The organism is Streptomyces angustmyceticus, assembly GCF_040701845.1.
GTDB classification, from domain to species: Bacteria; Actinomycetota; Actinomycetes; order Streptomycetales; family Streptomycetaceae; genus Streptomyces; species Streptomyces angustmyceticus_A.
Genome location: NZ_JBFBHQ010000004.1, coordinates 412,023 through 437,060, shown reverse-complemented (window position 1 = coordinate 437,060; position 25,038 = coordinate 412,023). Strand labels below are relative to the sequence as shown.

Below are 25,038 nucleotides of genomic sequence, written 5' to 3'. Positions count from 1 at the left end.
CGCCTCTCTGTTAATTAGCAAGCTAAGTATTAGCTCGCTGGTACCGTACTCCCGTGACCCCAGCACCGCAAAGAGGCCCCGCTCCCGCGCACCCCGCCGAGGCGGCACCCCAGGCCGACGATCCCCAGTTCCAGGACTTCACCCGGGCGGTGCACCACCTCCTCGTCGCGGTCCGCCGCAGCCGCGGGCGCCTGGCCGGGGAGGGCCGGCCGGCGCTCTCGCTCTCCCAGATCCAGCTCCTGGAAGCCCTCGCCGATCACGGCACGCTGGGTGTCGGCGAGGTCGCCGAGCACGCCGGCGTCGCCGCCCCCACGGCGACCCGCATGCTCAAGCAGCTCGAACGCGACGGCGTCATCACCCGCACCCGCGCCCCCGGCAACGAACGCCGGGTGGAGATCGCCCTCACCGACCCCGGGGCCACCCTGCTCGCCGAGCACCGCGACCGCCTGCGCGAGCGGCAGTTGCGCGCCTACCGCGACCTCAGTCCCGAACAGCGCTCCGCCGTCACCGAACTCACCCAACGGCTCACGGAACTGATCGACGGAATGTAGGACAGCGTCACCTGTTCCGGGTATGGGCGGGTGGGTAAGGGCTACTCCATTTCCGCATTCCCGCCCCGTGTCCCGTGCAACGGAAGTCGGGCGCCTTTAAGTTGGCCGGCATGAACGACATAAATGGCTCTTGCGACGCGCGATTCTCCGCCGTCGAGGACTTGTTCCGGGAAAATCTGGAGAACGGCACGGACGTCGGAGCGTCCGTCGCCGTCTTTCTGGCCGGCGAGCCGGTGGTGAACCTCTGGGGCGGCCATGCCGACGAGGCCCGCACCCGCCCGTGGCAGCGCGACACCCTCACCAACGTCTTCTCCACCACCAAGACCGTCACGGCCCTGTGCGCACTGGTGCTGGCCGACCGCGGCACGCTCGACCTCGATGCCCCGGTCGCCCGGTACTGGCCGGAGTTCGCTCAGGCCGGCAAGGAGAACGTGCTGGTCAGGCATCTGCTCGCGCACTCCGCCGGATTGCCGGCCTGGGACGAGCCGGTGACCTTCGAGGACGTGTACGACTGGCGGAAGTCCACCGCCCTCCTCGCCCGGCAGACGCCCCGCTGGGAGCCCGGCACGGCGAGCGGCTACCACGGGTACACCCAGGGACACCTCATCGGCGAAGTGGTCCGCCGGATCACCGGCCTGAGCCTGGGCACCTTCCTCTCCCGGGAAATCGCCCGCCCGCTCGGCGCCGATTTCCATATCGGTCTGCCCCGGGCACAGCATCACCGGGTGTCCCCCGTCATCCCGCCGCCGGTGATAGCGGAGGGCGTGCCCATGGACCATCCGATGGTGCAGGCCCTCAACAATCCGCCGATCTACGAGACGGGTCACAAAGTCGCCTGGACCACGGAATGGCGGGAGGCGGAATTGCCCGCGTTCAACGGGCACGGAAATGCGTACGGGATCGCGGCGATCCAGTCCGTACTGGCGGGCGGCGGCGAGGCGCGGGGCGTGCGGCTGTTGTCGGAGGCCACCTGCGACGCGGTGTTCCGGACCCAGACCGACGGGCTCGACCGCATTCTGCAGTTCCCGGTCCGCTGGGGGCTGGGCTTCGCCCTGCCCAGTGACAGCCTGCCCGTCTCCCCCCACGCCCGCGTCGGCTTCTGGGGCGGGGCCGGCGGCTCCGCCTGCCTGGTCGACCTGGACGCCGGAATGGCGTTCGCCTATGTCCCCAACCGCATGGTGGACCACGGCGCGGCCACGGACGACCGCTGTATGAAGCTCCTCGCGGCCGTCTACGGCACGCTGCTCGGCTGACGCCGGCCCGGCGGGCTCCCGGGGGTGCCGTGCCGTGCGGCTCCCCCGGGGGCGCCGACGCCGTGCGGGCCGCAGGCTCCCGGACGCGGGCTCCCGGACGCGGGCAGGCCGGAGACGGCGGGCACCGGAACCGTTCCGGTGCCCGCCGCCTCCGGCCCGGCTCAACGCTCGCGGGCGCCCTCGTACATGGCCTCGATCCGGTCGGCGAAGCTGCGTTCGACCTGGCGCCGCCGGACCTTCATGCTGGGAGTCAGTTCCCCGTGGGCGAGGTCGAAGTCCCGGTGCAGCACGGCGAATTTCTTGATCGTCTGCCAGCGCTGGAGGCCGTCGTTGACCTGGCCGATGTACCGCTCCACGAGCGCGCGGGTCTCGGCCGCGGCACACACCTCGGCATACGAACGGCCGGTCGTTCCGCGGGACTTCGCCCAGGACATGATCGATGCCTCGTCGAGGGTGACCAGTGCGGTGCAGAAGTTGCGGTTGTCCCCGATGACGACGATGTTGGCGACGTAGGGGCAGAGGCCCTTGAAACGGCTCTCGATCTCCAGCGGGGCGACGTACTTGCCGCCGGACGTCTTGATCAGTTCCTTGATGCGGCCGGTGATGCGGAGATAGCCGTCGGGCGTGAGTTCCCCGAGGTCACCGGTGTGGAACCAGCCGTCGGGGTCGAGGACTTCGGCCGTCCGCTCGGGGAGGTTGTGGTAGCCGCGCATGATGTTCGGGCCGCGCATCAGGATTTCCCCGTCGTCCGCGATGCGCACCTCGACGCCGGGCAGCGGCCGGCCGGCCGTGCCGGTACGGAACTCCGCCAGGCTCATGGACGCCCCGCACGCCGACTCGGTCAGCCCGTACCCCTCCAGAACCGGTATCCCCGCGCCGCTGAAGAAGCGGCCGATGTCGGGGGCGAGCGGGGCGCTGCCGGTGGGACAGCCCCGGATCCGGCCGCCGAAGAGCTCACGGACGCCGGCGTAGACCAGCCGGTCGGCGAGGGCGTGCCGGGCGGCGAGCGGGAACGGCACCAGGCGCCGGCCGGCTTCCATGCCGCCGCCGTGTGCGGCGCCCCGCTCCTGGGCGGCCGCGGCGTAGTCGCGGGCCACCCGGGCGGCCCAGTCGAAGATCCGCCGCTGCAGGCCGCCCCGGCCGCGCGCCTCGGCGGCCAGCGAGTTGTAGATCTTCTCGAAGACCCGGGGCACCGCGGCCATCAGGGTCGGCCGGAGCCGCTGCAGGTTGGCGGTCATCCGGTCGAGCCGGCCGTCCACCGCCAGGGCGTACCCCACGGCGATCTGACCGCACAACAGGTTCTTGCCGAAGGCGTGGGCCATGGGCAGCCAGGCGTACTCCAGGTCGGCCGTGGTGAGCAGGCCCAGGTCGCGGGCGGCCTGCGCCTGGAAGGCCCAGCAGTCGTGCACCAGCCGTACGCCCTTGGGGCGGCCGGTGGTGCCGGAGGTGTAGATGAGGGTGGCCAGATGCTCCCGGTCGATGGCGGCAACGGCCTGCTCGACGGCTCCGGGGTGCGCGCGCAGATGCTCCGCGCCGCGCCGTTCCAGGTCGGCGAGGGAGAGCACCGGGAGCGCCGCGGCCGGCCCGTCGCTGTCGGGCGCCGGCACCGGGTCGAAGGTGACCACCGCGGCCAGCGCGCGCAGTTCGGCACGGTGGGCGAGGACCTTGGCCACCTGCGCCGCGTCCTCGGCGAACAGCAGGCGGCTGCCGGAGTCGGCCAGGATGTAGGCCGTCTCGTCGGCGTCGGTGCTGGGGTAGACGGTGGTGGTGGCCGCGCCGGCGCACAGGATGCCCAGGTCGGCGAGGATCCACTCCAGGCGCGTACCGGAGGCGATCGCCACCCGGTCCTCGGCGCCGATGCCCAGTGACAGCAGTCCGGCGGCGACGGCCCGTACGCGTTGCCCGGTCTGCTCCCAGCTCATCGACTGCCACTGCTCCTCGTCCGCGCCGCCCGGTCCGGTGGGCACGGGGTGGCGGTACGCCTCCGCCTCCGGGGTGGACCGGACGCGGGAGAGGAAGAGATGCGCGAGGGAGACCGGACGGTCCCCGTCGGTCGGCGGAAGGTTCACTGTCACCTCTCTGCGGACGCGCGGCGCCGCGCGGCCGGCTGCGGACGGTAGCGGTGTCGCCGGGTGCGGTGCGCCGGCGGGGTGCGGGCCCGGGACGCTCATCCCTGCGGGCCGCCCGAGACGTAGAGGACCTGGCCGGAGACAAAGCCGGCCTCCTCCCCCACCAGGAAGGACACGGCGTGGGCGATGTCCTCGGGCTCGCCGACCCGCGCGACGGGGATCAGCGCGGCCATGTGCGCCCGCAGCTCCTCGAAGTCGGCGCCCACGCGGGCCGCGGTCGCGCGGGTCATCTCGGTGACGACGAAGCCCGGGGCGACCGCGTTGGCGGTGATGCCGAACTTGCCGAGTTCCACGGCGAGCGTCCTGGTGAATCCCTGGAGTCCCGCCTTGGCCGCCGCGTAGTTGGCCTGACCCCGGTTTCCGCGTGCGGAGGTCGAGGACAGGTTCACGATCCGGCCCCAGCGCTGCTCGGTCATGTACCGCTGGACCGCCCGGGTCATCAGGAAGGCGCCGCGCAGATGGACGCCCATGACCGTCTCCCAGTCGGCCTCCGACATCTTGTACAGGAGGTTGTCGCGCAGCACGCCCGCGTTGTTGACGAGTACCGTCGGCGGGCCGAGTTCACCGGCGATGCGGGCTGTGGCGGCGTCGACCTGGTCGGTGTCGGAGACGTCCGCCGCGACGGCCAGGGCCCGGCCGCCGGCCGCGGTGATGGCGGCGACCACGGGCTCGCAGGCGGTGGCGTCGAGGTCCAGGACCGCGACGGACATGCCGTCGGCGGCGAGGCGTGCGGCGGTGGCGGCGCCGATACCTCGGGCACCGCCGGTGACAACGGCTACGCGGTGGGACGGGTCCGGCATGGTGTTCCTCCCGGGAGGGCCCTGGGGTCCAGGGCGGTGCGGTGGGCCGCTCGGCTCGGCGAGCGGGGCCGGGCGGCCCGCGTCGGTCCGCGGGGCACCCGGCACGGGTGGTGGTGCACGGTGTGTGCGCAGCGCTGCCACCGTCACCCGGGGCGGCACCGCCGGCGCTCCCTGCATCCAACGGTCCGGGGGCGGAGCACCGCATCCGTAGGAACACTGGTTCCGGGGACGGCCGTCGGTGCCGCCCCGGGGTCTCGGTCCGGCTCCTGTGGTCCGCCGGGCGGGGGCGGGGGGAACGCCATGCGGGACCCAACTCCCTTGTGATGGCTGCCCGTTGATCCGTCACAGCGATCTCCATGGCGGGCTCGCCTCCCGCGGGGCGGGCCGGACGGGACACCTGCGATGTGACGGCTGCCACGGCACCGGTCCGCTGGACACGGGCGCTGATCACCGTTAACACTGTGGCCAGCGGCGCCCGCCGAGCGGGCGGTCACCCACCGCGGGATTCCTCCGGGCGTCGAGCCCGTGCGCACCGTCTGCCATGCGGAGTCCCGGGGTCGCGTCCCATCCCGCCACCGCGCGGGATCCATCCGCACATCCGCGGCGGACCTCCACTCACCACTCCCCCACGTTCCCGGGCCGGCATCCCGCCTGTCCGCAACGGACCGGGAGGGGCACCCGAACACCCCGCCTCGCCCGGCCGCGCCCTGCGCCGTTCCGGGTCGGCCGCCGGGCACTCGGGCGTGCCGTGAAGGAGGTCCCCGCGGCGCACGCAAGGAGGCGCGCATGGGGCCGTTGACCGGTCTGCAGGTAGTCGAAATCGGTGCCCAGGGGCCCGGGCCGTTCTGTGCGACGGTCCTGGCGGATCTCGGCGCCCGGGTCGTACGGATCGACCGGCCGGCCGAAGTGGACCGCCCGTTCAACGACGTCATCCTGGGCCGCAGCCGGCGGTCGGTCGCCGTCGATCTGAAGTCCCCCGCAGGCCGCGCGGTGGCACAGCGGTTGACCGACCGCGCCGATGTGCTCATCGAGGGCTTCCGGCCCGGTGTCATGGAGCGGCTGGGGCTGGGGCCCGGGCCGTGTCTCGACGCCAACCCGCGCCTGGTCTACGGGCGGATGACGGGCTGGGGGCAGACCGGGCCGCTGGCCCGGGCCGCCGGTCATGACATCAACTACACGGCCCTGTCGGGGGCGTTGTCGGCCATCGGCCGGCCGGGCAGCGGCCCGGTGATTCCGCTCAACCTGCTCGCCGACTTCGGCGGCGGGGGCATGCTGCTGGCCGTCGGTATCCTCGCCGCGCTCCAGGCACGCACCACCACCGGCCGCGGTCAGGTGGTGGACGCGGCGATGGCCGACGGCGTGGCGCAGCTGATGGGCATCTTCTACGGCCTCAGCCAGCAGGGCAGCTGGCTGCCCGGGGCGGGCACCAACTGGCTGGACGGCGGTGCGCACTTCTACGACACGTACGAGACCGCCGACGGCCGCCATGTGAGTTTCGGTGCGGTCGAGCCGCAGTTCCAGCAGGCGATGTACCGGGCCCTGGGGCTGGACCCGGCCGACTTCACCGATGCGTGGGACCGGAGCCGGTGGCCGGAGTACAAGAAGCGGATCGCCGAGGTGGTCCGGCAGCGCACGCGCGACGAGTGGTGTGCGGTGTTCGAGGACGTCGACGCCTGCTTCGCTCCGGTCCTCTCCTTGGAGGAGGCACCCCGGCACCCGCACTTCGCGGCCCGCGAGAGCTTTGTGACCTGCGAGGGGCTGGTCCAGCACGCACCGGCGCCACGCTTCGGCGACACCCCCTGCGCACCACCGACCCGGGCCGCCCGGCCCGGCGACGCCACGGCCGCGGTACTCGCCGAGACGGGCTACTCGGCCGCGGAGGTCGAGGAGCTCCTGGCCGCCGGGGTGGTGGCCGCCGCCTCGTCCGTCGGGTGAGCGCACCCGGCGGGCGGCGGCCATGTGCCGTATCGCCCCATGCCCTCCCCCTTCCGCCTTTCCACCCCTCTCTTCCACCCATCCCCCGGACAAGGGACCTTTCATGACCACCGAGGCATTCCTCTACGAAGCGATCCGCACCCCGCGCGGGCGCGGCAAGAAGAACGGCGCCCTCCACGGCACCAAACCCATCACCTTGCTGACCGGCCTGATCGACGAACTCCTTCGCCGGCACCCCGACCTGGACCCGGCGGCGATCGACGACCTCGTCCTGGGCTCCGTCATGCCGGTCGGGGACCAGGGCGGCAACATCGCCAAGGCGGCGGCGCTGGCCGCGGGCCTGCCCGACACGGTCTGCGGCGTCCAGCTCAACCGCTACTGCTCCTCGGGCCTGGAGGCGGTCAACACGGCCGCGGCGCGCGTGCGTTCCGGCTGGGACCAGCTGATCGTGGCCGGCGGTGTGGAGTCGATGTCGCGGGTGCCCATGGGCTCGGACGGCGGCCCGTGGGCCTTCGACCCGGAGACCAGCCGCAAGGGCGCCTTCGTGCCGCAGGGCGTCAGCGCCGACCTGATCGCCACCATCGAGGGCTTCACCCGCGAGGACGTGGACGCCTACGCGTTGCAGTCGCAGCAGCGCGCCGCGGCCGCGTGGTCGGGCGGCCACTTCGCCAAGTCCGTCGTCCCGGTGGTGGACCACGGCGTGCCGGTGCTCGACCACGACGAACTGGTGCGGCCGGACACCACCTTGAGCGGGCTCGGCGCGCTGCCCGCGTCGTTCGCGGCGCCGGGTGCCCTCTACGACGCGATCGCCCTGCAGAAGTACCACTGGGTGGAGCGGATCGAGCATGTGCACACCCCCGGGAACTCCTCCGGCATCGTCGACGGGGCGTCCCTGGTGCTGGTCGGCAGCGAGCGGGCCGGTGCCGCTCTCGGCCTCGCGCCGCGCGCCCGGATCGTGGCCGCCGCCCTGACCGGCACCGACCCGCTGATCATGCTGACCGGGCCGGCCCCGGCGACCCGCAAGGTGCTCGACCTGGCCGGGCTCACCCTCGACGACATCGACCTCTTCGAGCTCAACGAGGCGTTCGCCGCCGTGGTGTTGAAGTTCGTCAAGGAGCTCGGCGTGCCGATGGAGAAGGTCAACGTCAACGGCGGCGCCATCGCGATGGGGCACCCCATGGGCGCCACCGGAGCGATGCTCGTCGGCACCGTCGTCGACGAACTGGAGCGCCGCCAGGCCCGCCGCGCCCTCGTCACGCTCTGCGTCGGCGGCGGGATGGGCATCGCCACCGTCATCGAGCGGCTGTGACCGCCCGCTCCGCCCGCCCCGCCGTCCGCCACCGCTACCGAACAGGACCCCTCGCATGACCGACACCATGATCCGCTGGGAGCAGGACGAGGACGGCATCGTCGTCCTGACCATGGACGACCCCACCGGCTCCGTGAACGTGATGAACGCCGTCTTCGCCGCCTCGCTCGACGCCACAGTGGAACGCCTGGAGGCCGAGCGGGAGACCGTGACCGGCGTGATCCTCACGTCCGCCAAGCGGAGCTTCTTCGCCGGCGCCGACCTCACCGTGCTCCGGCGGACCGCGCCCGAACGGGCGGCGGAGCTCGCGCGCGGCTCGGACCACCTCAAGGGCCTGCTGCGCCGGCTGGAGACGCTGGGCCGCCCGGTGGTCGCGGCGGTGAACGGCGCGGCGATCGGCGGCGGTCTGGAGGTCGCGCTGGCCTGCCACCACCGGATCGCGCTGGACGCGGCGGACAGCCGGATCGGGCTGCCCGAGGTGACCTTGGGGCTCCTCCCGGGCGCCGGCGGGCTGACCCGTACGGTGCGCATGCTGGGCCTGCACGAGGCGCTGTCCTCCGTCGTGCTGACGGGCCGGCTGTTCACCCCGCAGCAGGCTCTGGAGAAGGGCCTGGTCGACGAGGTCGCCGAATCCGCCGAGGACATGTTCCTGCGGGCCCGGGAATGGCTCGCCCGGACGCCCGGAGCTGCGCAGCCGTGGGACGTCGAGGGCTACCGCATCCCCGGCGGTGCCGCGACGTCCCAGACCTTCAACCACTCGGTCGTGGTGCCGTTCTCCGCGACCGTCCGCAACCGGGGCCGGGGCACCAAGGTGGACGCCCCGCACCACATTCTGGCCGCGGCGGTCGAGGGCACCCAGGTCGACATCGACACCGCGCTGGCCATCGAGACGCGCTACCTCGCCGAACTGGCCTGCGGGCAGATCTCCTCGAACATGATCAAGGCCTTCCACTTCGACACGGAGCACATCGCGAACGGCGGCAGCCGCCCCGAGGGCTTCCCGGCGCACCGGGTGCGCAGGGCGGTGGTGCTGGGCGCCGGCATGATGGGCGCGGGCATCGCGTATGTGTGCGCCGCGGCCGGCATCGACGTCGTCCTCAAGGACGTCGACGGGGCGGCCGCCGAGCGCGGCAAGGCGTACTCGCGGAAGATCCTGGACCGTGCCGTCTCCCGCGGGCGGCTCACCGAGGACGGCCGCGCGGCGGTGCTGGACCGGATCACGCCCACCGACCGGGCCGAGGACGCGGCCGGGGCGGACCTGGTGATCGAGGCGGTCTTCGAGGACGCCGGGCTCAAGAAGAAGGTGTTCGCCGAGATCGAACCGCATCTGGCACCGGATGCGGTGCTCGCCTCGAACACGTCCACCCTGCCCATCACCGGGCTCGCCGAGGGGGTGCGCCGGCCCGAGGACTTCGTCGGCCTGCACTTCTTCTCCCCGGTCGACAAGATGGCGCTGCTGGAGATCATCGTCGGCGACAAGACGTCGGACGCGACGCTGGCCAAGGCCTTCGACCTCGCTCGGCAGATCGGCAAGACACCGATCGTGGCGGGCGACAGCCGCGGCTTCTTCACCAGCCGGGTGATCAGCACCTTCCTCAACGAGGCGCTGAGCCTGGTCGCCGAGGGCGCCGCCCCGGCGTCCGTGGAGCAGGCGGGGATGCAGGCCGGCTACCCGACCGCGCCGCTGGCCCTGTTCGACGAGCTGAACATGAAGCTGGCCCAGCACGTCCGCAGGGAGACGCAGGCCGCCTATGAGGCCGAGGGGCGCACGCTGCCCCATCAGGCGGCCTATGACGTCATCGACCGGATGGTGGAGTGGGGGCGCCCCGGCCGCTTGGAGGGCGCCGGTTTCCATGACTACGCGGACGGCGAGCGGGTGCGGCTGTGGCCGGGACTGGCCGACGCCTTCCCGGCCGACGGCCCGCCGGTTCCGTTCGCCGACATGCAGGAACGGATGCTGTTCGCCGAGGCGCTGGAGTCCGTCAGGTGCCTGGAGGAGGGGGTGCTGCGGTCGGTGCCGGACGCCAATGTGGGGTCGATCCTCGGGATCGGGTTCCCCGCGTGGACGGGCGGCGTGCTGCAGTACGTGAACCAGTACGAGGGCGGGCCCGCCGGATTCGTCGCCCGGGCACGCGAACTGGCCGCGCGCTACGGGAAGCGGTTCGCGCCGCCGGCGTCGCTGGTGGCCCGCGCCGAGCGGGGCGAGCTGTACGAGTAGCCCGCAGGGCGCGGGGGCGGTTCCCGGGTGGGCCGGGCGCGGGCCGCGCCCCGCGCGGCGGCCGTCCGGGCCGGCCGCCCGTTCCCGCAGGCCGGCCCGCTCTACGATGGAACCCTCGCCGCCGGGGCACGGGCCGCAGGGCCGGCCCGCACTGTCCCGCCTGCCCCGGGCGGACGACGGGACCGTGACGGCAGGCCCTGGGACCGGCTCCGCCCGCCGGCGGCTCCCGGTACGGAGGCATGGATCATCGACAGGTACGCCGAGCTGTTCGGCCGTGACGACGAACTGGCCGGGATCGACCGCGTTCTCGGCGGCGTCACGGCCTCCCGCGGTGGCCTGCTCCTGCTGCACGGCGAACCCGGTTGCGGCCGGAGCGCCCTGCTGGAGCAGGCCGGGCGGCGCGCCCGGGCCCTGGGGGCGACCGTGGTCACGGCGCGCGGCGCCGAGGCCGAGTTCCCCCTCGCGTACGCGGGGCTGCACCAGGTGCTGCGCCCCCTGCTGCCGGGCCTCGCGGCCCTGCCGCCGGCCCAGGCCGCGGCGCTCTCGGGGGCGCTGCGGCTGACCGCGGCGCCGCACGAGGACCGTTTCCTGGTGTCGGTGGCGGCCCTGTCGCTGCTGACCGGGGCCGCGACGGCCGGCGGGGGCCTGGTGTGCCTGGTCGACGACGCCCAGTGGCTGGACGGGCCCAGCCTGGACACCCTTTTGTTCGTGGCCCGCCGGCTGGGGCCCGACGGCGTGGGCCTGCTGCTGGCGCAGCGGGATCCGGGGCCGCCCCGGCTCGCCGACCCCGTGCTGCCCCGCCTCGCGCTGCCGGGACTGGGCGCGGAGGCCGCCGGCGCGCTGCTGTCGCGGCGGTCGGGGGTGCGGGCGGACCCGGCGGTCGTGCGCGAGGTGACGGCCGCCACCGGCGGGAACCCCCTGCTGCTGGGCGAACTCGGCATGGCCCTGACCGAGCGTCACCTCACCGGCAGGGAAGCCCTGCCCCGTCCGCTCCCCCTGGAGCCCGGGGTCCTCGGGGCGTTCCTCGGGCCGGTGCGCGAACTGCCCTCCGCGGTCCGGCTCGCGTTGCTGGTGACGGCCGCGGAGGAGAGCGGCGATCTGCCGGCGGTGGCCGCCGCGGTCGGGCACCTCGGGGCGGAGCCGTCGAGCGTGGACGCGGCGGAGGCGTCCGGGCTGGTGCGCGTCACCGGAGGGCGGATCGCGTTCCGCAGCCCGGCCCTGCGCACCGCCGTCTACGGCGCGGCCCCTCCGTCCCGGCGCCGGCTGGTGCACCGGGCGCTGGCCGAGGTGCTGCGTGCCCGGGCCGGGGACGGCCGCCGGGCCCGGCAGCTCGCGGCGGCCGCGCTCGGCCCGGACGAGGCCGTGGCGGCCGAGCTGCAGGAGGCCGGCGAACTCGCGCACCGGCGCGGGGAGTACGCCGGCTGTGCCGTGTTGCTGGACCGCGCCGCGCAGCTCACCGCCGACGCGGACCGGCGCGCCGAGCGGCTCCACGACGCCGCCCGCGCCGCCTGGCAGGCGGGGCAGGCCGCACGCACCGAGGACCTGGTCCGCGAAGCGCTGACCCTCACGGACCGGCCCGGGACGACGGGCCGGCTGCTGCGGCTGCGCGGTGCCGTCGAACTGCGCGGCGGGGTGCTCACCGACGCCTACCTGACCCTGGTCAGGGCGGCCCGGCTGCTGGCCGCCGACGCGCCCGACGACGCGGCCCGGAGCCTGATACAGGCCGCGGAGGCCGCCTCCCACATCGGCGACCTCGCCCGGTACGGCGAACTCGGCCGGGCCGCGGGCCGGTTGCCGGGCCGCTCCCCCGTCGTCGACTGCACCCGGCTGCTGCTCACCGGCATCGGGCACGTCGTGGCGGTGGACACGGACCGGGGTGCGCAGCTCATTCATGCCGGGGTCGCCGCGGCACACACCGCGGGTGATCCGCTGCTGGTCGCCTGGGCCGGCGTCGGCACGTTCTACCTCGGGGAGGCGGCCGCGGCGCTGGAGCTGCTCGCCCGGGTGGCCGACGAGGCCCGGGCGTCGGGCCATGCGGGGGTGCTCTCCAGCAATCTGGAGTTCACCGCCCAGCTGGAGATGTTCAGCGGACGCATGTCCGGTGCGGAGGCCCTCAACGACGAGGGACTGCGACTGGCCCGGGAGTCCGGACAGGAGAACCTGGCCGCCATCCACCTGGCGCGGCGCGCCTTCATGTGCGCGCTGCGCGGGGACGAACGCCGGTGCCGGGAGGCGGCCGAGGCCGCCCTCGCCACGGCCCTCGCGCGCCGGATCGGCATCGCCGCCGCCACCGCCCGGCACGCGCTGGCCTGCGTGGCACTGATGCACGGCGCGTACGGCGAGGCGCTGCGGCTGCTGGACCTGGTGGCGGTGCCCGAGCCCGGCTCCGGGCATCCGCTCGTGGCGTTCTTCTCGCTGCCGGACCGGATCGAGGCGGCCGTCAGGGCCGGGGAGCGGCAGGCCGCCGAGGAGGCGCTGGAGTCGTTCGAGCGGTGGCAGGGCCGGTCGACGCACGGCGAGGCCAGGGCGCTGCTGGCCCGGTCGCGGGCCCTGCTGGCGTCCGACGACGCCACGGCGGCCGGGCTCTTCGCCGAGGCGCTGGAGCTGCACAGCGGCAGCGTGCCGATCGAGAAGGCGCGCACCGAGCTGTACTTCGGCGAGTCCCTGCGGCGCGCCCGCAGGCGGCGGGACGCCCGTACGCATCTGCGCTCGGCCGCCGCGACGTTCGCCCGGGTGGGTGCCGGGCCCTGGGCCGAGCGGGCCCGGCAGGAGCTGCGGGCCGCCGGCGAGAGCCCGCAGGACGGCGGGGAGGGCGTGGCGCGGGGCGGCGAAGGGCGGTTCACCCCGCAGGAGTTGCGGATCGCGCGGCTCGCGGCGGAGGGAAGCACCAACAAGGAGATCGCCGCGCGGCTCTTCCTCAGCTCCCGGACCGTCGAGTACCACCTGTACAAGATCTTTCCCCGGCTGGGGATCACGTCCCGCAGGGAGCTGGTGCGGCTCTTCCACGAGGACCCGGACCTGTTCGGCTGACGGCTCCCTTCCGCCGCTTTCGGGCCGTACGCGGCGCGAACGGGCCGTGCCCGTACCGCACGGGCGCGGCACGGGCACGGTCGGTCGTCCGCCGTCGTGGCCGGTCTCAGACGCCGGGCGCCGGCAGGTCCACCAGGTGGGCCAGCGCGGCGCGGTGCCGGTCGGCGGTGCCGAGCGCCAGGGCGCTGCTCTTGGCCCGCTTCAGATACAGGTGCACCGGGTGCTCCCAGGTGAAGCCGATCCCGCCGTGCAACTGCAGCGCCGTCTCGGCGGCTTCGACGACGACCTCGGAGACGAACGCCTTGGCCAGGGCGGCCTCCAGCGCCAGGTCCGCGGCCCCGGAATCGAGGGCCGCCGCGGCGTGCCGGGCCACCGCGCGGGCCTGCATCACCAGCGCCCACAGGTCGGCCAGCCGGTGCTTGACCGCCTGGAACGAGCCGACGGGCCGGGCGAACTGGTGCCGCTCCTGCACATAGGCGACCGTCGTGGACAGGCACCACTGGGCGACGCCGAGCTGTTCGGAGGCCAGCAGGGCGGCCCCGGTGGTCAGCGCGCGGCGCAGCAGGCGGCCGGCCTCGTCGCCGGTGGCCAGGGCGGTGGCGGGCGCCGCATGCAGGGCGACGTCGGCCAGCGGCCGGGTCAGGTCCAGCGAACAGCGCGCGGTGCGGCGCACGGTGTGCGCCGCGGCGGCCGTGTCGACGGCGTACAGTCCGGGCCCGTCGCCGCCGGACGCCGGGACCAGCAGCAGATCCGCCGACCGCGCTCCGGCGACGCTGGTGACGGTGCCGCTGAGCCCGCCGTCGGCGTACGTCACCGCGTCCGGGAAGGGCAGGTCCGGCGGGCTGGAGAACGGCACCGCGAGCGCCGCGATCCGGCCCCCGGAGGCGATCTCGGGCAGCAGCCGGTCGTCCCCCGCGGCGAGCAGCGCCGCGGTCGCGAGGACGCTGCTGGCCAGGTAGGGCACGGGGGCGGCGGCCCGGCCCAGCTCCTCCAGCACCACGGCGGTCTCCCGCCAGCCGGCGCCCGCGCCGCCGCGCTCCATCGGTACGGGCAGCCCGGTCACGCCGAGTTCCGCGGCGAGAGCGGTCCACAGGCCGGTGTCGTGCGGCTGCTCGGTCTCCACCCGTGCCGGGAGGTCCGCGGAGGGGCAGCGGTCGGTCAGCAGGGTCCGCAGCTCCTTGCGGAGGTCGTCCTCGACGTCGCTGTACAGAAGGCCGGTGTCGGCGGAGCCGAGGCCGGCTGCGGTACGGGGTGAGGTGGTCACCTGGGGAGGTCCTTCCACGGGGTCTTCTTGTCGGTCCGGGTCTCCTGCGGCAGGCCCAGCACCCGCTCGGCGATGACATTGCGCAGGATCTCCGTCGTGCCGCCCTCGATCGAGTTGCCCTTGGCCCGCAGATAGAGGAAGCCGAAGGAGCGCCCGGACAGGTCCTCGTCCGGGTCGGGGCGCCGGAAGGTCCAGTCGTCGTACGCCAGGCCCTCCTCGCCGAGGAGTTCCAGGGCCAGCCCGGAGAGTCGCTGGTTGAGGCGGGCGAAGGCGATCTTGGCGGCCGATCCCTCGGGCCCTGGCTGTCCGGCGGCGAGCTGCTGGCGCAGCCGCTCCGCGGTCAGCCGCAGCGCCTCCGCCTCCACCCAGGACCGCAGCACGTCCGCGTGCAGCCCGGGGGTGCGCAGTTCGGGCCGCTCGCGCCAGGTGCGGGCCAGGGCCCCGACCATGCCGCCCTCGCGGGGCAGCGCGCCCGCGCCGATGGCGACCCGCTCGTTCATCAGGGTGCCGTTGGCGACCTTCCAGCCGTCCCCCACCGCCCCGACCCGCCGGCTGTCGGGGATCCGTACGTCGGTCAGGAACACCTCGTTGAACTCGGCCTCGCCGGTGGCCTGGCGCAGGGGACGCACCTCGACGCCGGGGGCGGTCATGTCGACGAGGAAGTACGTCAGGCCCTGGTGCTTGGGCAGAGCGGGATCGGTCCGGGCGACGAGGAGCCCCCAATGGGCCTCGTGCGCGACCGAGGTCCACACCTTCTGCCCGTTGACGATCCAGTCCCCCGAGGCCTCGTCCCGGACGGCCCGGGTGGCGAGCGCCGCCAGGTCGGAACCGGCGCCGGGCTCGCTGAACAGCTGGCACCACACCTCCTGCCGGGTGAACAGCGGCCGCAGGAAACGCTGTTTCTGCGCCTCGTCGCCGAAGGCCAGCAGCACGGGTGCGGCCATGCCGAGGGCGATGGTGTGCAGGCCGGGTGCGGCCGGCGGGAAGCCGGCGGCCTCCAGTTCCCCGTCCACGACGGCCTGGAGGGCGCGCGGGGCGCCCAGCCCTCCGTAGCCCGGCGGGAAGTGGACCCAGGCGAGGCCCGCGTCGAAGAGGGCGCTCAGGAAGTCGGTCGGGTCGGTGGCCTGCGGGTCGTGGTCGGCGAGTCGGTCCCGGACGGCGGTCCGGATCCGGTCGGCCGTCCAGGGGGTGGCGGCGTGCCTGCCGCGCCCTGGTTGTGCTGGTGCCATGCGGATTTCCTCTCGGGATTGCGGGGTGTCTCCCGCGGCTCGTGGGAGGTCGCGGGGTGCGGCACGGCCCGGCCGGACCGGGGTGCCGGCCGGCGGATGCGGCGTGCCGTCGGGGGCGGGCCGGAGGAGGGTGTCCGTCCAGGTCCTCCGGTGTCCCGGAAGCCGGTCCGCCCGGTGGGTGCGCGCGGCGGAACGCAAGGCCGCGGGCGTGGGGTTCGACGGGTCCTTCCTCCGCCCCCGTGGGCTTCCGCTCTTCGCTCACGAGGGCGGAGTAGGAACGGCCCGGGCAGCCCAGGGAGGAGGCGTCCGGAGCCTGCGGCCGGCGGGACGTCCCCACGTCCCTGCCGCTGCTCTCCAGTGGACCATCGGCCGGACGGCACCGGGTGGGTGATCGTTACTCCTTCGCGGGAGGGGATGGCGGGGGCGGCCGGCTCCCCGGCCGGGGGCGCCGGGGCGTGGAGGTGGTTCGACCGGGGTGGGAGGGACGGGCGGGGGTCGGGGTGTGGGCGAGGTCAGAAGGCCGCCGGGCGGACAGCTGAGGTCCCGGCCGTGGCCCAGCAGGCACCAGCCGTACGGCTGGAGTCGCCGGCGCGGCCCACCAGGCGCCGGCCGGCTGTCAGGCGGACAGCATTCGCCGCAGGTCGCGCCGGTCGCCGACGCCGAGTTTGCGGTAGACGCGGTAGAGCGTGTTGCTGACGGTGCGCGGGGAGACGACCAGTCGTGCGGCGATCTCCTTGTCGGCCATGCCGCGGGCGGCGAGCGCGGCAACGGTGCGCTCCCGCAAGGAAAGCGACGGGCCGTCACCCAGAAAGTGCAGCGGCGGGGTGATCACGTCGCCGCACCGCCGGAGCAGGCCGCGGGCCTGCGCGGTCGCGGCGGTGGCGGCGCGCTCCCGGCCGGCGTCCCGCTGCAGCCGGGCGAGTTCCGCATAGCCCTCGGCGGCGTACAGGCTCGCCCCGCAGTCGGCCAGGGCATGGCACGTCCGGCCCAGCAGCTTGGCGTCGCCGGTCGCCAGGGCACGGGCGTAGTGCAGCCGGGCGCGCAGGAACGGCCCCTGGACCGGCAGATCGGCGAGGGCGCCGGGGTGGGGCGGCAGGCCGAGCCTGGCGTGCTCGTGCAGCGCCGTCACGGCGTCGCCGTACGCCTCGTCGTCGAGGGCGGTGTCCGCGGCGGCGCCCAGGAGGCGGGCGGCGGTGTCCTGATCGCCGTCCCGGTGGGCGAGCCGCGCCCGGGCCAGTGCGAGTGCGGTGGCATGGCGCCCGCCGGACAGGCCGCGCAAGGTGTCGTCGTCGGCCGGCAGTCCGTGCGGCGGCAGGCAGCCGGCTATCAGTGCGGCGTAGATGCGGGCCTTGGTCTGCCACGGTGGCCAGCCGACGCGGTAGGCCGGAGTGAAGGTGACGTACGGGAGCGCTTCGCGCAGCCGGCCGCGTTCGTAGAGGGCGCAGCCGAGCGCCAGCCCGCGCTGGGCGTCCACCCTGACCCGGTGCCCCTCGGCGGCGGACCGGTAGGCGCGGGTGAGCAGGTTCTCGGCGGCTTCGAGCCGCCCCGCGCAGAGCAGCGCGAGGGCATGCGCCTCCGCCAGCCAGTCCGCGTCGCACAGCCCGCCCGCACCCGGCTCCCCGGCTCCCTGCTGCTGCAGGTGGCGGTGGACCTCCAACGCGTCCAACGGCCGTCCCTGGCGGCACAGGGCCGCCATGGCGAGCAGCGCGGACTCGGTGCGGTGGGCGGCGCCGGGCCGGGCGACCGGTGGGACGGCTTCGGTGAGTTCGCGGTCGGCACGGCCGCGGAAGCAGGCGGACACGGCCCGGGCGGCCTCCTGCTCGTCGCCGTGCAGCCGCTCGATGAGCCGGTCCGCCTCGGCGTGCCGGCCCTGGAGGGCCAGGGCGCGAGCGGCGAGGGGGTCGAGGCGGGAGGCGACGTCCGGGCGGTCGGCGCCCGCCTCGGCGGCGAAGCCGATCAGTTCGTCGAGGTCCGCGCCGGCGAGCAGGACCCGGCCGAGGAGCTCGGCCGCGAGCGCGGTGCCGTGGGTGCGCCAGGCGGCCGTCGCCAGCCGTGCCGCGGCGGGCAGTTCGTGTCCGTGCAGGGCGTGCCGGGCGGCGTCGAGGAGCGACGGCTCGTCGGGGACCAGCCCGGTGTCCAACTGCCACTGGGCCACCCGGACCCGCTCGGCGGGCAGTTGGTCGCCGCGGGCGTCGAGCGCCGCGGCCCAGGTCCGCACCCACTCCCTGCTGCGCAGCGGCGCGGCGTCCTGTCGCAGCACCTGTCCCAGATAGGGGTGGGCGATGCCGAGCGCCCCGACGGGTCGCGGTCCGGAACCCCCGCCGTGGCCCCGCCCCCGCACCAGCCCCCGGTCCTCCAGGCGCAGCAGCGTGGCCGACCCGACCACGGTCTCCAGTACCGCCAGGCGCGCCGGTTCGGCCAGCGCGATCAGTTGGAGAGCGGTGCGTTCGGTGTCCGGCAGCGCCGCGATGCCGGGGGCCACCAGGTCTCGCAGGGCGCTGGACGTGGGGGTCCCGTCGCCGAGGTGCCACTGGTCGCCGTCCCGTGTCAGCAGCCCCTGGCCGAGGGCGGCGCGCAGCAGTTCGCGCAGCAGCATCGGGTTGCCGGCCGACATCTCGGCGAGCCGGACGGCACCGGACCGGTTCAGCCGGCCCTCCAGCAGGGCGGCGGCCAGCCGGCGTGCGGACACGGCGTCCAGCGGGGCGAGGTCGAGGCGGGCCAGGTACTGGTCCTTCCAGAGCGTGTGCAGCCGGGGAGCGGCCTGGTCGGCGTTCGCGGTGATCAGGAGTTTGTGCGTCCCGCGGTGGGCGATCCGCATCACCACCGCGACCCCCTGGGCATCCAGCAGGTGGGCGTCCTCGATCCACAGCGTCCTGGGGCGACGCGCATCGGTCCGCAGCAACGGCCCCGCCGCGTCCAGGACCTCGACCGCCGTCAGACACTCGATCCCCGCCGACGCACCCCCGTCCGCCTCCGGCTCGTACGGCAGACCACCGACGCCCGGGCCCTTTCGCGGGTCCACGGCGAGCGGCGGACGGGCGGCGCGCGGGGCCGGCTGCGACGCCGCCACGACCTCCTGGGCCAGCCGGGTCTTGCCGACCCCGGGCTCCCCGGTGATCCAGATCCCGCCGCCCTTGGCCTGCCGGCTCAAGCAGTGCAGCACGACGGCGAGTTCCCGCTCCCGCCCGACCAGCGGTGACCGCCCGACGAGCACCGGTCCTTCCGCTCCCGGCACGGAGCACGACGGGGCGTACGGCGCGGTCTGCACGGCGGTGGCCATGGTGTCCTTCCCAGACGTCGAGCGGGCGACGGGGTGTGGCGGCACGGACGGGCCGCTCCGCCACCGGACCGCCCCACCGGGCCGTTCCGCTTCCTCGCGCCACCCACCGGGCCCCGAGCACCCCGGGTTCCCTGACAGAGGTCCAGCTCAGCGGGCGTGGGTGGGGGTGCGCATCCGTAGAAGCACTGGTGCCGGCAAGGGGGTGCCGGCCGTCCGCGATGGGGGCTTCGGGGGGGCGGGGGCCACAGCGCCGGCGGGCCGCCGCGGTCGCTCCCGTACGGCCGGGAGGGGCTGGGGGATCGCAGGGTCAGGGACGTCTGCCCGGCGCGCCCCGGCAGGCGTGGAGGCAAGCGCTCCGCTGCCGTCCGGGGGCCCTGCCCCCGGACGGCAGCGGAGTCACGCGTCGCGGTGCCGGCTCCGCCCCGTCTCGCTCATCGCTCAGGTCGTCTGCGCCGGGATGCCCGCGAGCAGGAGCAGTGCGTCGACGAGGTCGTCGGTGCCGGTGCCGGTGGCGAGGCGGCGCAGTTGGAGGCCGACGACGAGGGCGACGGCCGGGCCGGCGAGGCGGTCCGGATCGGGGGCGCCGATCGCACCCAAGAGGGAGGCGGCCAGACGGTCGTAGGCCGCGAAGCACTCCTGTGCGGCAACGCGGAGCTGGGGGTCGCGGCCGGCCTGGAGGTAGAGCTCGAAGGGGGCGATGTGCTCGCTGTCGAAGGCGGTGTCGGCGGCGACCTGGCCGATCACCGCGGCGGCGTGCTGCGGGGTGGTCGGGCCGTCGCAGTAGCGCGCGGCCAGGTCGGTGAAACGGCAGGTCTCCTGATCGACGAAGGACCGCAGGCTCTCGCGCAGCAGGTCGTGTTGGGTCGCGAAGTGGTAGGTGACCGAGCCGAGTGAGACGCCGGCCTCCTTGGCGATACGACGGTTGGTGACCGCGGCGATCCCGTCGTCGCCGATGATCCGTAGCGTGGCCGCGATGATGCGCGCGCGGGCCGGGGAGGTGTTCGGCATGACGTCATCGTCCCATGGCAGGCCGGGACATCATCCGGGACGGTGCCCCGCCCTCCGCGCCGGATCGTCGCGGACCGGGCGCGGATCGAGAGCGGGGGCCGCGGATCGGCCACGGAACCAACGGGCGTGGGACGGGCCCGGAACGGGCGCAGATCAGATACGGACCGGACGCGGATCGGGTCTCGCGGAATCCGCCGCCCTCCCTTATTGTTCGTTCGAACGAACAATAAGGGAGGGTGATGTGCTGACCGTCAAGGGATCGACCGTCTTGCTGACCGGTGCCAGCGGAGGCATCGGCCACGCGCTGGCCAGGGCGTTCGCGGCCAGAGGTGCCCATCTGGTGGTCACCGGCCGGCGTGCCGACGCGCTCGAACGGCTCGAAACGTCGTTGGGCGCCCGGCCCCTGGTCGCGGACCTGAGCGACCCCGAGGCGGTCGAGGATCTCGCCGAACGCGCCGGGCCCGTGGACATCCTGGTCGCCAACGCGGCCCTGCCCTCCAGTGGGCCGCTGCTCGACTACACGCCCCGTGAGCTCGACCGGGCGCTGGATGTGAACCTGCGCGCGCCGCTCATGCTCGCCCGGCTCCTGGCACCGCGCATGGTGGCCGCCGGCCGCGGCCACCTGGTCATGATCGGCTCCATCTCGGGCCGGACGTCCTCCCCTTCCACCTCCCTCTACAGCGCCGCGAAGTTCGGTCTGCGCGGCTTCGCGCACGGCCTGCGGCAGGACCTGCACGGCACGGGCGTCGGGGTGTCCCTCGTGCAGCCGGGCTTCGTGCGTGACGCGGGGATGTTCGCCGACTCCGGTGCCACACCACCCGCCGGGATCCGTACCGTCAGCCCCGCACAGGTCGTGGCCGGCACCCTCAAGGCGATCGAACGCGACCGGGCCGAAGTCAATGTGGCCCCGCTCGAACTGCGCCTGGGCAGCGCCATCGGCGGGCTCTTCCCCACCCTGGCGGCCGTCGTCCAGCGCAGGGCCGCGCCGGCTTCCCTCGTCCAGCAGATCGCCCAGGCCCAGCGCCACCAACGCTGACCGTCGCGTCCTGCCCCGCATGGCCGGTGCACGTCGCCTGGGCGGCGCAGAGCGAGGTGCACCGGGCGGGGTCACGGGCGCGGCGGCCGCGAGGGCGGTCACGTAGGGTCGCGGCATGGACCTGAGCGGGAAAGTCTGGGGCGCCACCCGGCCGGAGCGGGCCGCGCCCTACCCCTGCGACCCGCTGGTGGCGGGGCCTGCCGAGGGGTGGTTCCGGGCCGTGGACGTGGCGGCGCCGCCGGACCTGGTCTTCCGTTGGCTGCGGCAGTTGACGATCGCGCCGTACAGCTACGACCGGATCGACTTCCGCGGACAGAAGAGCCCGCGCACGCTGGTCCCGGAACTGCCGGAACTGGCCCTGGGGCAGCCCTTCCTGGTGTTCGAGATCGCGGGCTTCGAGACCGGCACCCACATCACCGGTGTGCTCCCGGCGCGGCTCGCCGAGCGGCACGGGCAGATGGCGGTGAGCTACACCCTGAACCCGCGCGAAGCGGGCTGCCGCCTGGTGGTGAAGGTCGTCACCGAGGCCGGGGGGCCGCTTCCCCGCCGGCTGCGCCGCGGGCTTCTCGCCCGGGGCGACCTCGTCATGATGCGCAAGCAGCTCCTGACCCTCAAGGAGCTGGCCGAACGGGACGCACGGCGTCAGCCCGGGAGCGCCGGTGCCGGACCGGGCGGGGCTTCCTCCCCTTCGTAGGCAGCCAGCGCGGCTTGGCGGCTCTCCAGCACCTCGCCGAGGTCCTCGGGCAGCACTCGCTCCTTCGCCAGCTTCATCCGGGCCCTGGCCTCGACGAAAGCCCAGGCCTGCCGGGCGCGTTTGTTGGCCAGGCGCCTGCTGTCGCTCCGGAGGAAGCCCGCCCCCGCCGCGAACCCGGCGGCCACCAGGGCCACCAGCGCCGCGGGCACCCGGGCGTCCGCCGACGCCAGCCCCGCGGCCCCGGACACGCCGGCCAGGAGCGCCGCGGGGAAGCCCAGCGCGATATCGACCTTGACCCAGAATTCGGCCCGGCGGTGTGCGAGGTCCTTCTGCCGCGTCGCTTCGTCGCGTAACCGCTCGACCTCGGCCCGCGGCCGGCTCGAGGGCTCGTTCCGGGAAACCGACACGGGGCCGGGAGGAGTAGTGGCCATGTCTGATTCCAACACAGGCGAAACGCACGGGACTTGTGCGTGCAGGGACAGACTTGCGGGACGCGGGTGGTGGGCTCTGGACAGATCGACTGTCTACTGTGGGCAAGGACGGCGGCATGGCCGGCCGGCGGACGGGCGGCCCTCCCTGCGTCGCCCCCGGACCCGACGAAAGGCGCGGACATGACGAGCGTGCACGGTGGCTCCCTGGACCTCCCCACTCCGGACGGCGTCGCCGACGCGTATCTCGCCCACCCCGACGACGGCGCGCCGCACCCCGGCGTCCTGCTGTACATGGACGCCTTCGGCCTGCGGCCCTCGCTGGAGGAGATGGCCGAGCGCCTGGCCGGGCACGGCTACACGGTGCTGGTGCCCAACGTCCTCCACCGCTCCGGCCGGGCCCCGCTGGTGGAGCTGCCCGAGTTGATCGACCCGTCCCAGCGGCCGGAGATCTTCGAGCAGCTCTTCCCGATCATGCAGACCCTCACCCCCGACCTGGCGATGCGGGACGCCGGGGCCTACCTCGACTGGCTGGCCGCCTCTCCGCTGGTCACCGACGGACCCGTGGGCGCCACCGGCTACTGCATGGGCGGCGTCCTCGCGGTCCGCACCGCCGCGGCCCACCCCGACCGGATCGCCGCCGCGGCCTCCTTCCACGCCGGACGCCTGGCCACCGACGCCGAGGACAGCCCGCACCGGCTCGCCGACCGCATCACCGCGCAGCTGTACTTCGGGCACGCCGACCAGGACCAGTCCATGACGCCCGAGCAGATCGAGCGCCTGGAGCAGGCACTGGACGCCGCGGGCGTGCGCTACCGCAGCGAGCTCTACGAAGGCGCCCACCACGGCTACACCCAGGCCGACACCGCCGCGTACAACGCCGAGGCGGACGCCCGCCATTGGCGCAACCTGCTGGACCTCTTCGGGCAGTGCCTCTGACTGCCCGACGGGGCATCCGGGGCGCTCAGCCCACCGACACGGCGGAAGGGCCGGCGCCCGGTGAAGGGCTGTTGTCCTGGGAGGGGACGCCGTCCAGGGAAGGGACGGTGCTCGGAGACGGGCTGGCGCCCGGGGACCGGCTGCTGCCGGTGGGGAGGACCAGCATCTTCGTCACCGTGCCGTCGTCCCCGACGACATCGCGGACGTGGGTGAATCCCAGTTTCTTGCCCAGGGCCAGGCTGGCGGCGTTCTCGGCGCCCACCATTCCGTAGACCTCGTCGAGTTGCAGGGTGTCGGCGGCGTAGCGCAGCAGACCGCGCACCAATTCGTTGCCCACGCCCCTCCCCCGGCTCTCCTTGATCAGGGCGGCGACCATCTCGTAGCCGTCGACATTGCCCGTCTTCTTGATCTCCGCGTGTCCCACATAGACACCGTCGGACCACACGGCCCACACGTCGAACAGGTTCTTTCCATAGATCTCGTGGAGAATCGCTTGGAAAATGCCCCGGATCTCTTCTTCGGGTACGCGGTCCTGGCCCATCCAGCGGCAGACCTCTTCATCGCCGAGCAGGGTCACGAAGACATCCTCGTCCTCGGGCCGGTAGGGCGAAAGAACCAGTCGCTCGGTACGCAAGATCGGGGTCATTCCAAGGTCCCTTCTCATGGGAAAGCACAAGTGATCCAGGTGGGGTGAAAGGCAATGCGGGCGCGCAAACAGAAGGGGTCGACTTCCGGGAATGCGCCGGTCATGAGTCGGGCGCGGCGCAGGCCGTGTCCGGGCATGTGGGAAAGTGCGTGATCTCGTGCGAACTCCGCACTGCGCGGCGGCAGTTACCCCGTCATGCCGTCGACCGCCGCCGCGGCCCGATGACGGAACGGAGCGGTCCCCGGCGCTCCGGCCAGGCGAAACAGGCCCGGGTCACGGACCGGCCACTGAGAAAATCCCCCGCGATCCGCAGTTCCCTCACCCCGTAAAAGTCTTGAACTCCGCTCCCAGGCATCCGGCCTGTGCGGCGCATGTCACTGGTATAGCGTAATAACGCCCTATCGTCACTACCTGGCGCCAAATCCGATATGCCAGGTAATTAAGGCGTACCCTGCCATTTTCCGTGGACAACGGGACGCATGCCGCGGGGCTGCGCCGGCGATGGCCGGGCGGGAAAGGGGAAGCGGCGACGGGACGACGTTCACGGCGGCGGTGAGCAGCGAGGACTCACCGGCGGCCGGGCCACGTCACCAAGGGGCGCCAGGCGGCCGGGCGGCGCGGAGAGGGTTCGGCGGCGGGCCGGGGCACACGGCCGGGCGGGGCAGCGCGGTGCACGGCGCGGCGACCGCTGGGCGGGGCACGGCGGCTCCACGCCCGGGAAGGGTACGGCGCCAAGAGACAGGCGGTGAACGGGCCGTGCGGGCCGCGCCGGCCGGTGGCCGTGTCGCGGCCCGCACGGTGGTGGTGCGGGAGGGGGCAGGGCGCGGCGGCGGCCGAGGCCCTGCGGGAGGACCGGTCAGGAGGCGGCGTGGTCCATGCGCTCGCGCAGGCTGCGGGGGCGCATGTCGGTCCAGACCTCGTCGACATAGGCGGAGCACTCGTCCTGGGTGCCCTCCTTGCCCACGGCGTGCCAGCCGTCGGGGACCTCCAGGTCGGCCAGCCACAGCGAGTACTGGTCCTCGTCGTTGCGCAGCACCTGGTAGCGGGCGTTCTCGTCCATGTCACGCTCTCCCATCGTGGGTTGACTTGTTGATCGGGCGGATCTGGTCGGTCGGGCGGGGCGGGTTCGTCGGGTGGCGGTGAGCCACGGCGTGCGGTCGGGGTGCGGGCTCGGGCCGGGCGGTCAGGTGGTGCGGCCGGGGGCGCCGGCCGGGCGGTTGATCTCCTTCAGGCTGCCGTCAACGGCCGGTGCACGGGGCGTTTTTCGGCAATCCGCCGTACGCGGTGCG

At 74.2% G+C, this 25,038-nt stretch carries 18 protein-coding genes; 9 read left to right on the top strand and 9 right to left on the bottom strand.

Annotation, left to right across the window (positions count from 1 at the left end; all coding sequences use genetic code 11):
- The first annotated feature begins 53 nt into the window (after window positions 1-53).
- On the top strand, window positions 54-551 hold the full coding sequence (locus AB0411_RS12650; RefSeq protein WP_366417264.1) for a MarR family winged helix-turn-helix transcriptional regulator: 498 nt from the start codon (window positions 54-56) through the stop codon (window positions 549-551).
- Between the two features lie 110 nt (window positions 552-661).
- Window positions 662-1,804: a serine hydrolase domain-containing protein gene (locus AB0411_RS12645; protein ID WP_366417263.1), complete on the top strand. Its 1,143-nt coding sequence runs from the start codon at window positions 662-664 to the stop codon at window positions 1,802-1,804.
- 161 nt (window positions 1,805-1,965) lie between these two features.
- Here the strand turns inward: AB0411_RS12645 and AB0411_RS12640 are convergent, their stop codons facing one another.
- On the bottom strand, window positions 1,966-3,975 hold the full coding sequence (locus AB0411_RS12640; protein WP_403147873.1) for an AMP-dependent synthetase/ligase: 2,010 nt from the start codon (window positions 3,973-3,975) through the stop codon (window positions 1,966-1,968).
- Complete coding sequence (fabG, locus tag AB0411_RS12635; protein ID WP_366417261.1) at window positions 3,972-4,733, bottom strand: 3-oxoacyl-ACP reductase FabG; 762 nt, start codon at window positions 4,731-4,733, stop codon at window positions 3,972-3,974. The genes AB0411_RS12640 and fabG overlap by 4 nt, the downstream gene beginning before the upstream one ends.
- A gap of 786 nt (window positions 4,734-5,519) precedes the next feature.
- Here fabG and AB0411_RS12630 point away from each other — a divergent pair.
- From AB0411_RS12630 to AB0411_RS12615, 4 genes are all read left to right on the top strand, one after another.
- A complete protein-coding gene (locus AB0411_RS12630) occupies window positions 5,520-6,668 on the top strand; it encodes a CaiB/BaiF CoA transferase family protein (protein ID WP_366417260.1) in 1,149 nt (382 codons plus the stop codon).
- A 103-nt stretch (window positions 6,669-6,771) separates the two neighbouring features.
- On the top strand, window positions 6,772-7,977 hold the full coding sequence (locus AB0411_RS12625; protein WP_366417259.1) for an acetyl-CoA C-acetyltransferase: 1,206 nt from the start codon (window positions 6,772-6,774) through the stop codon (window positions 7,975-7,977).
- Window positions 7,978-8,032: 55 nt separating this feature from the next.
- Window positions 8,033-10,195 carry a 3-hydroxyacyl-CoA dehydrogenase NAD-binding domain-containing protein gene (locus AB0411_RS12620; protein WP_366417258.1) on the top strand — a complete coding sequence of 721 codons (2,163 nt, stop codon included), beginning with the start codon at window positions 8,033-8,035 and terminating at the stop codon, window positions 10,193-10,195.
- Window positions 10,196-10,222: 27 nt separating this feature from the next.
- The gene (locus tag AB0411_RS12615; protein ID WP_366417257.1) at window positions 10,223-13,225 is read left to right on the top strand and encodes an ATP-binding protein; all 3,003 of its coding nucleotides are present in this window, start codon (window positions 10,223-10,225) and stop codon (window positions 13,223-13,225) included.
- Between the two features lie 106 nt (window positions 13,226-13,331).
- Here the strand turns inward: AB0411_RS12615 and AB0411_RS12610 are convergent, their stop codons facing one another.
- The 4 genes from AB0411_RS12610 to AB0411_RS12595 all read right to left on the bottom strand — a co-directional run bounded on the left by AB0411_RS12610 (window position 13,332) and on the right by AB0411_RS12595 (window position 20,006).
- Complete coding sequence (locus tag AB0411_RS12610) at window positions 13,332-14,489, bottom strand: acyl-CoA dehydrogenase family protein (protein WP_366417256.1); 1,158 nt, start codon at window positions 14,487-14,489, stop codon at window positions 13,332-13,334.
- Window positions 14,486-15,718, bottom strand: coding sequence for an acyl-CoA dehydrogenase family protein (locus tag AB0411_RS12605; RefSeq protein ID WP_366417255.1), 1,233 nt, complete (start codon window positions 15,716-15,718; stop codon window positions 14,486-14,488). The genes AB0411_RS12610 and AB0411_RS12605 overlap by 4 nt, the downstream gene beginning before the upstream one ends.
- Before the next feature lie 616 nt (window positions 15,719-16,334).
- A complete protein-coding gene (locus tag AB0411_RS12600) occupies window positions 16,335-18,998 on the bottom strand; it encodes a LuxR C-terminal-related transcriptional regulator (protein WP_366417254.1) in 2,664 nt (887 codons plus the stop codon).
- 438 nt (window positions 18,999-19,436) lie between these two features.
- Window positions 19,437-20,006 carry a TetR/AcrR family transcriptional regulator gene (locus AB0411_RS12595; protein WP_366417253.1) on the bottom strand — a complete coding sequence of 190 codons (570 nt, stop codon included), beginning with the start codon at window positions 20,004-20,006 and terminating at the stop codon, window positions 19,437-19,439.
- Window positions 20,007-20,250: 244 nt separating this feature from the next.
- On the opposite strand from AB0411_RS12595, the gene AB0411_RS12590 reads away from it, so the two are divergent.
- Entirely contained in the window at window positions 20,251-21,042 is a 792-nt protein-coding gene (locus AB0411_RS12590; protein WP_366417405.1) for an SDR family NAD(P)-dependent oxidoreductase, read from the top strand.
- 115 nt (window positions 21,043-21,157) lie between these two features.
- A complete protein-coding gene (locus AB0411_RS12585; protein ID WP_366417252.1) occupies window positions 21,158-21,736 on the top strand; it encodes a hypothetical protein in 579 nt (192 codons plus the stop codon).
- Here the strand turns inward: AB0411_RS12585 and AB0411_RS12580 are convergent.
- Entirely contained in the window at window positions 21,685-22,167 is a 483-nt protein-coding gene (locus AB0411_RS12580; protein WP_366417251.1) for a hypothetical protein, read from the bottom strand. The genes AB0411_RS12585 and AB0411_RS12580 overlap by 52 nt on opposite strands.
- Window positions 22,168-22,347: 180 nt before the next feature.
- Here AB0411_RS12580 and AB0411_RS12575 point away from each other — a divergent pair, with 180 nt between their 5' ends.
- Complete coding sequence (locus AB0411_RS12575; protein WP_366417250.1) at window positions 22,348-23,103, top strand: dienelactone hydrolase family protein; 756 nt, start codon at window positions 22,348-22,350, stop codon at window positions 23,101-23,103.
- A 25-nt stretch (window positions 23,104-23,128) separates the two neighbouring features.
- Here AB0411_RS12575 and AB0411_RS12570 read toward each other — a convergent pair whose 3' ends face one another.
- Window positions 23,129-23,749 carry a GNAT family N-acetyltransferase gene (locus AB0411_RS12570; RefSeq protein WP_366417249.1) on the bottom strand — a complete coding sequence of 207 codons (621 nt, stop codon included), beginning with the start codon at window positions 23,747-23,749 and terminating at the stop codon, window positions 23,129-23,131.
- A gap of 856 nt (window positions 23,750-24,605) precedes the next feature.
- Entirely contained in the window at window positions 24,606-24,809 is a 204-nt protein-coding gene (locus AB0411_RS12565; RefSeq protein ID WP_366417248.1) for an MbtH family protein, read from the bottom strand.
- Between the last annotated feature and the right edge of the window lie 229 nt (window positions 24,810-25,038).

Bases quoted from the DNA above. Each gene is read 5' to 3' on its own strand.
- AB0411_RS12645 (WP_366417263.1), top strand. From the start codon at position 662: ATGAACGACATAAATGGCTCTTGCGACGCGCGATTCTCCGCCGTCGAG.
- AB0411_RS12580 (WP_366417251.1), bottom strand. From the start codon at position 22,167: ATGGCCACTACTCCTCCCGGCCCCGTGTCGGTTTCCCGGAACGAGCCC.
- AB0411_RS12585 (WP_366417252.1), top strand. From the start codon at position 21,158: ATGGACCTGAGCGGGAAAGTCTGGGGCGCCACCCGGCCGGAGCGGGCC.
- AB0411_RS12630 (WP_366417260.1), top strand. From the start codon at position 5,520: ATGGGGCCGTTGACCGGTCTGCAGGTAGTCGAAATCGGTGCCCAGGGG.
- AB0411_RS12570 (WP_366417249.1), bottom strand. From the start codon at position 23,749: ATGACCCCGATCTTGCGTACCGAGCGACTGGTTCTTTCGCCCTACCGG.
- AB0411_RS12565 (WP_366417248.1), bottom strand. From the start codon at position 24,809: ATGGACGAGAACGCCCGCTACCAGGTGCTGCGCAACGACGAGGACCAG.
- AB0411_RS12625 (WP_366417259.1), top strand. From the start codon at position 6,772: ATGACCACCGAGGCATTCCTCTACGAAGCGATCCGCACCCCGCGCGGG.
- AB0411_RS12640 (WP_403147873.1), bottom strand. From the start codon at position 3,975: ATGAGCGTCCCGGGCCCGCACCCCGCCGGCGCACCGCACCCGGCGACA.
- fabG (WP_366417261.1), bottom strand. From the start codon at position 4,733: ATGCCGGACCCGTCCCACCGCGTAGCCGTTGTCACCGGCGGTGCCCGA.
- AB0411_RS12620 (WP_366417258.1), top strand. From the start codon at position 8,033: ATGACCGACACCATGATCCGCTGGGAGCAGGACGAGGACGGCATCGTC.
- AB0411_RS12575 (WP_366417250.1), top strand. From the start codon at position 22,348: ATGACGAGCGTGCACGGTGGCTCCCTGGACCTCCCCACTCCGGACGGC.
- AB0411_RS12605 (WP_366417255.1), bottom strand. From the start codon at position 15,718: ATGGCACCAGCACAACCAGGGCGCGGCAGGCACGCCGCCACCCCCTGG.
- AB0411_RS12600 (WP_366417254.1), bottom strand. From the start codon at position 18,998: ATGGCCACCGCCGTGCAGACCGCGCCGTACGCCCCGTCGTGCTCCGTG.
- AB0411_RS12595 (WP_366417253.1), bottom strand. From the start codon at position 20,006: ATGCCGAACACCTCCCCGGCCCGCGCGCGCATCATCGCGGCCACGCTA.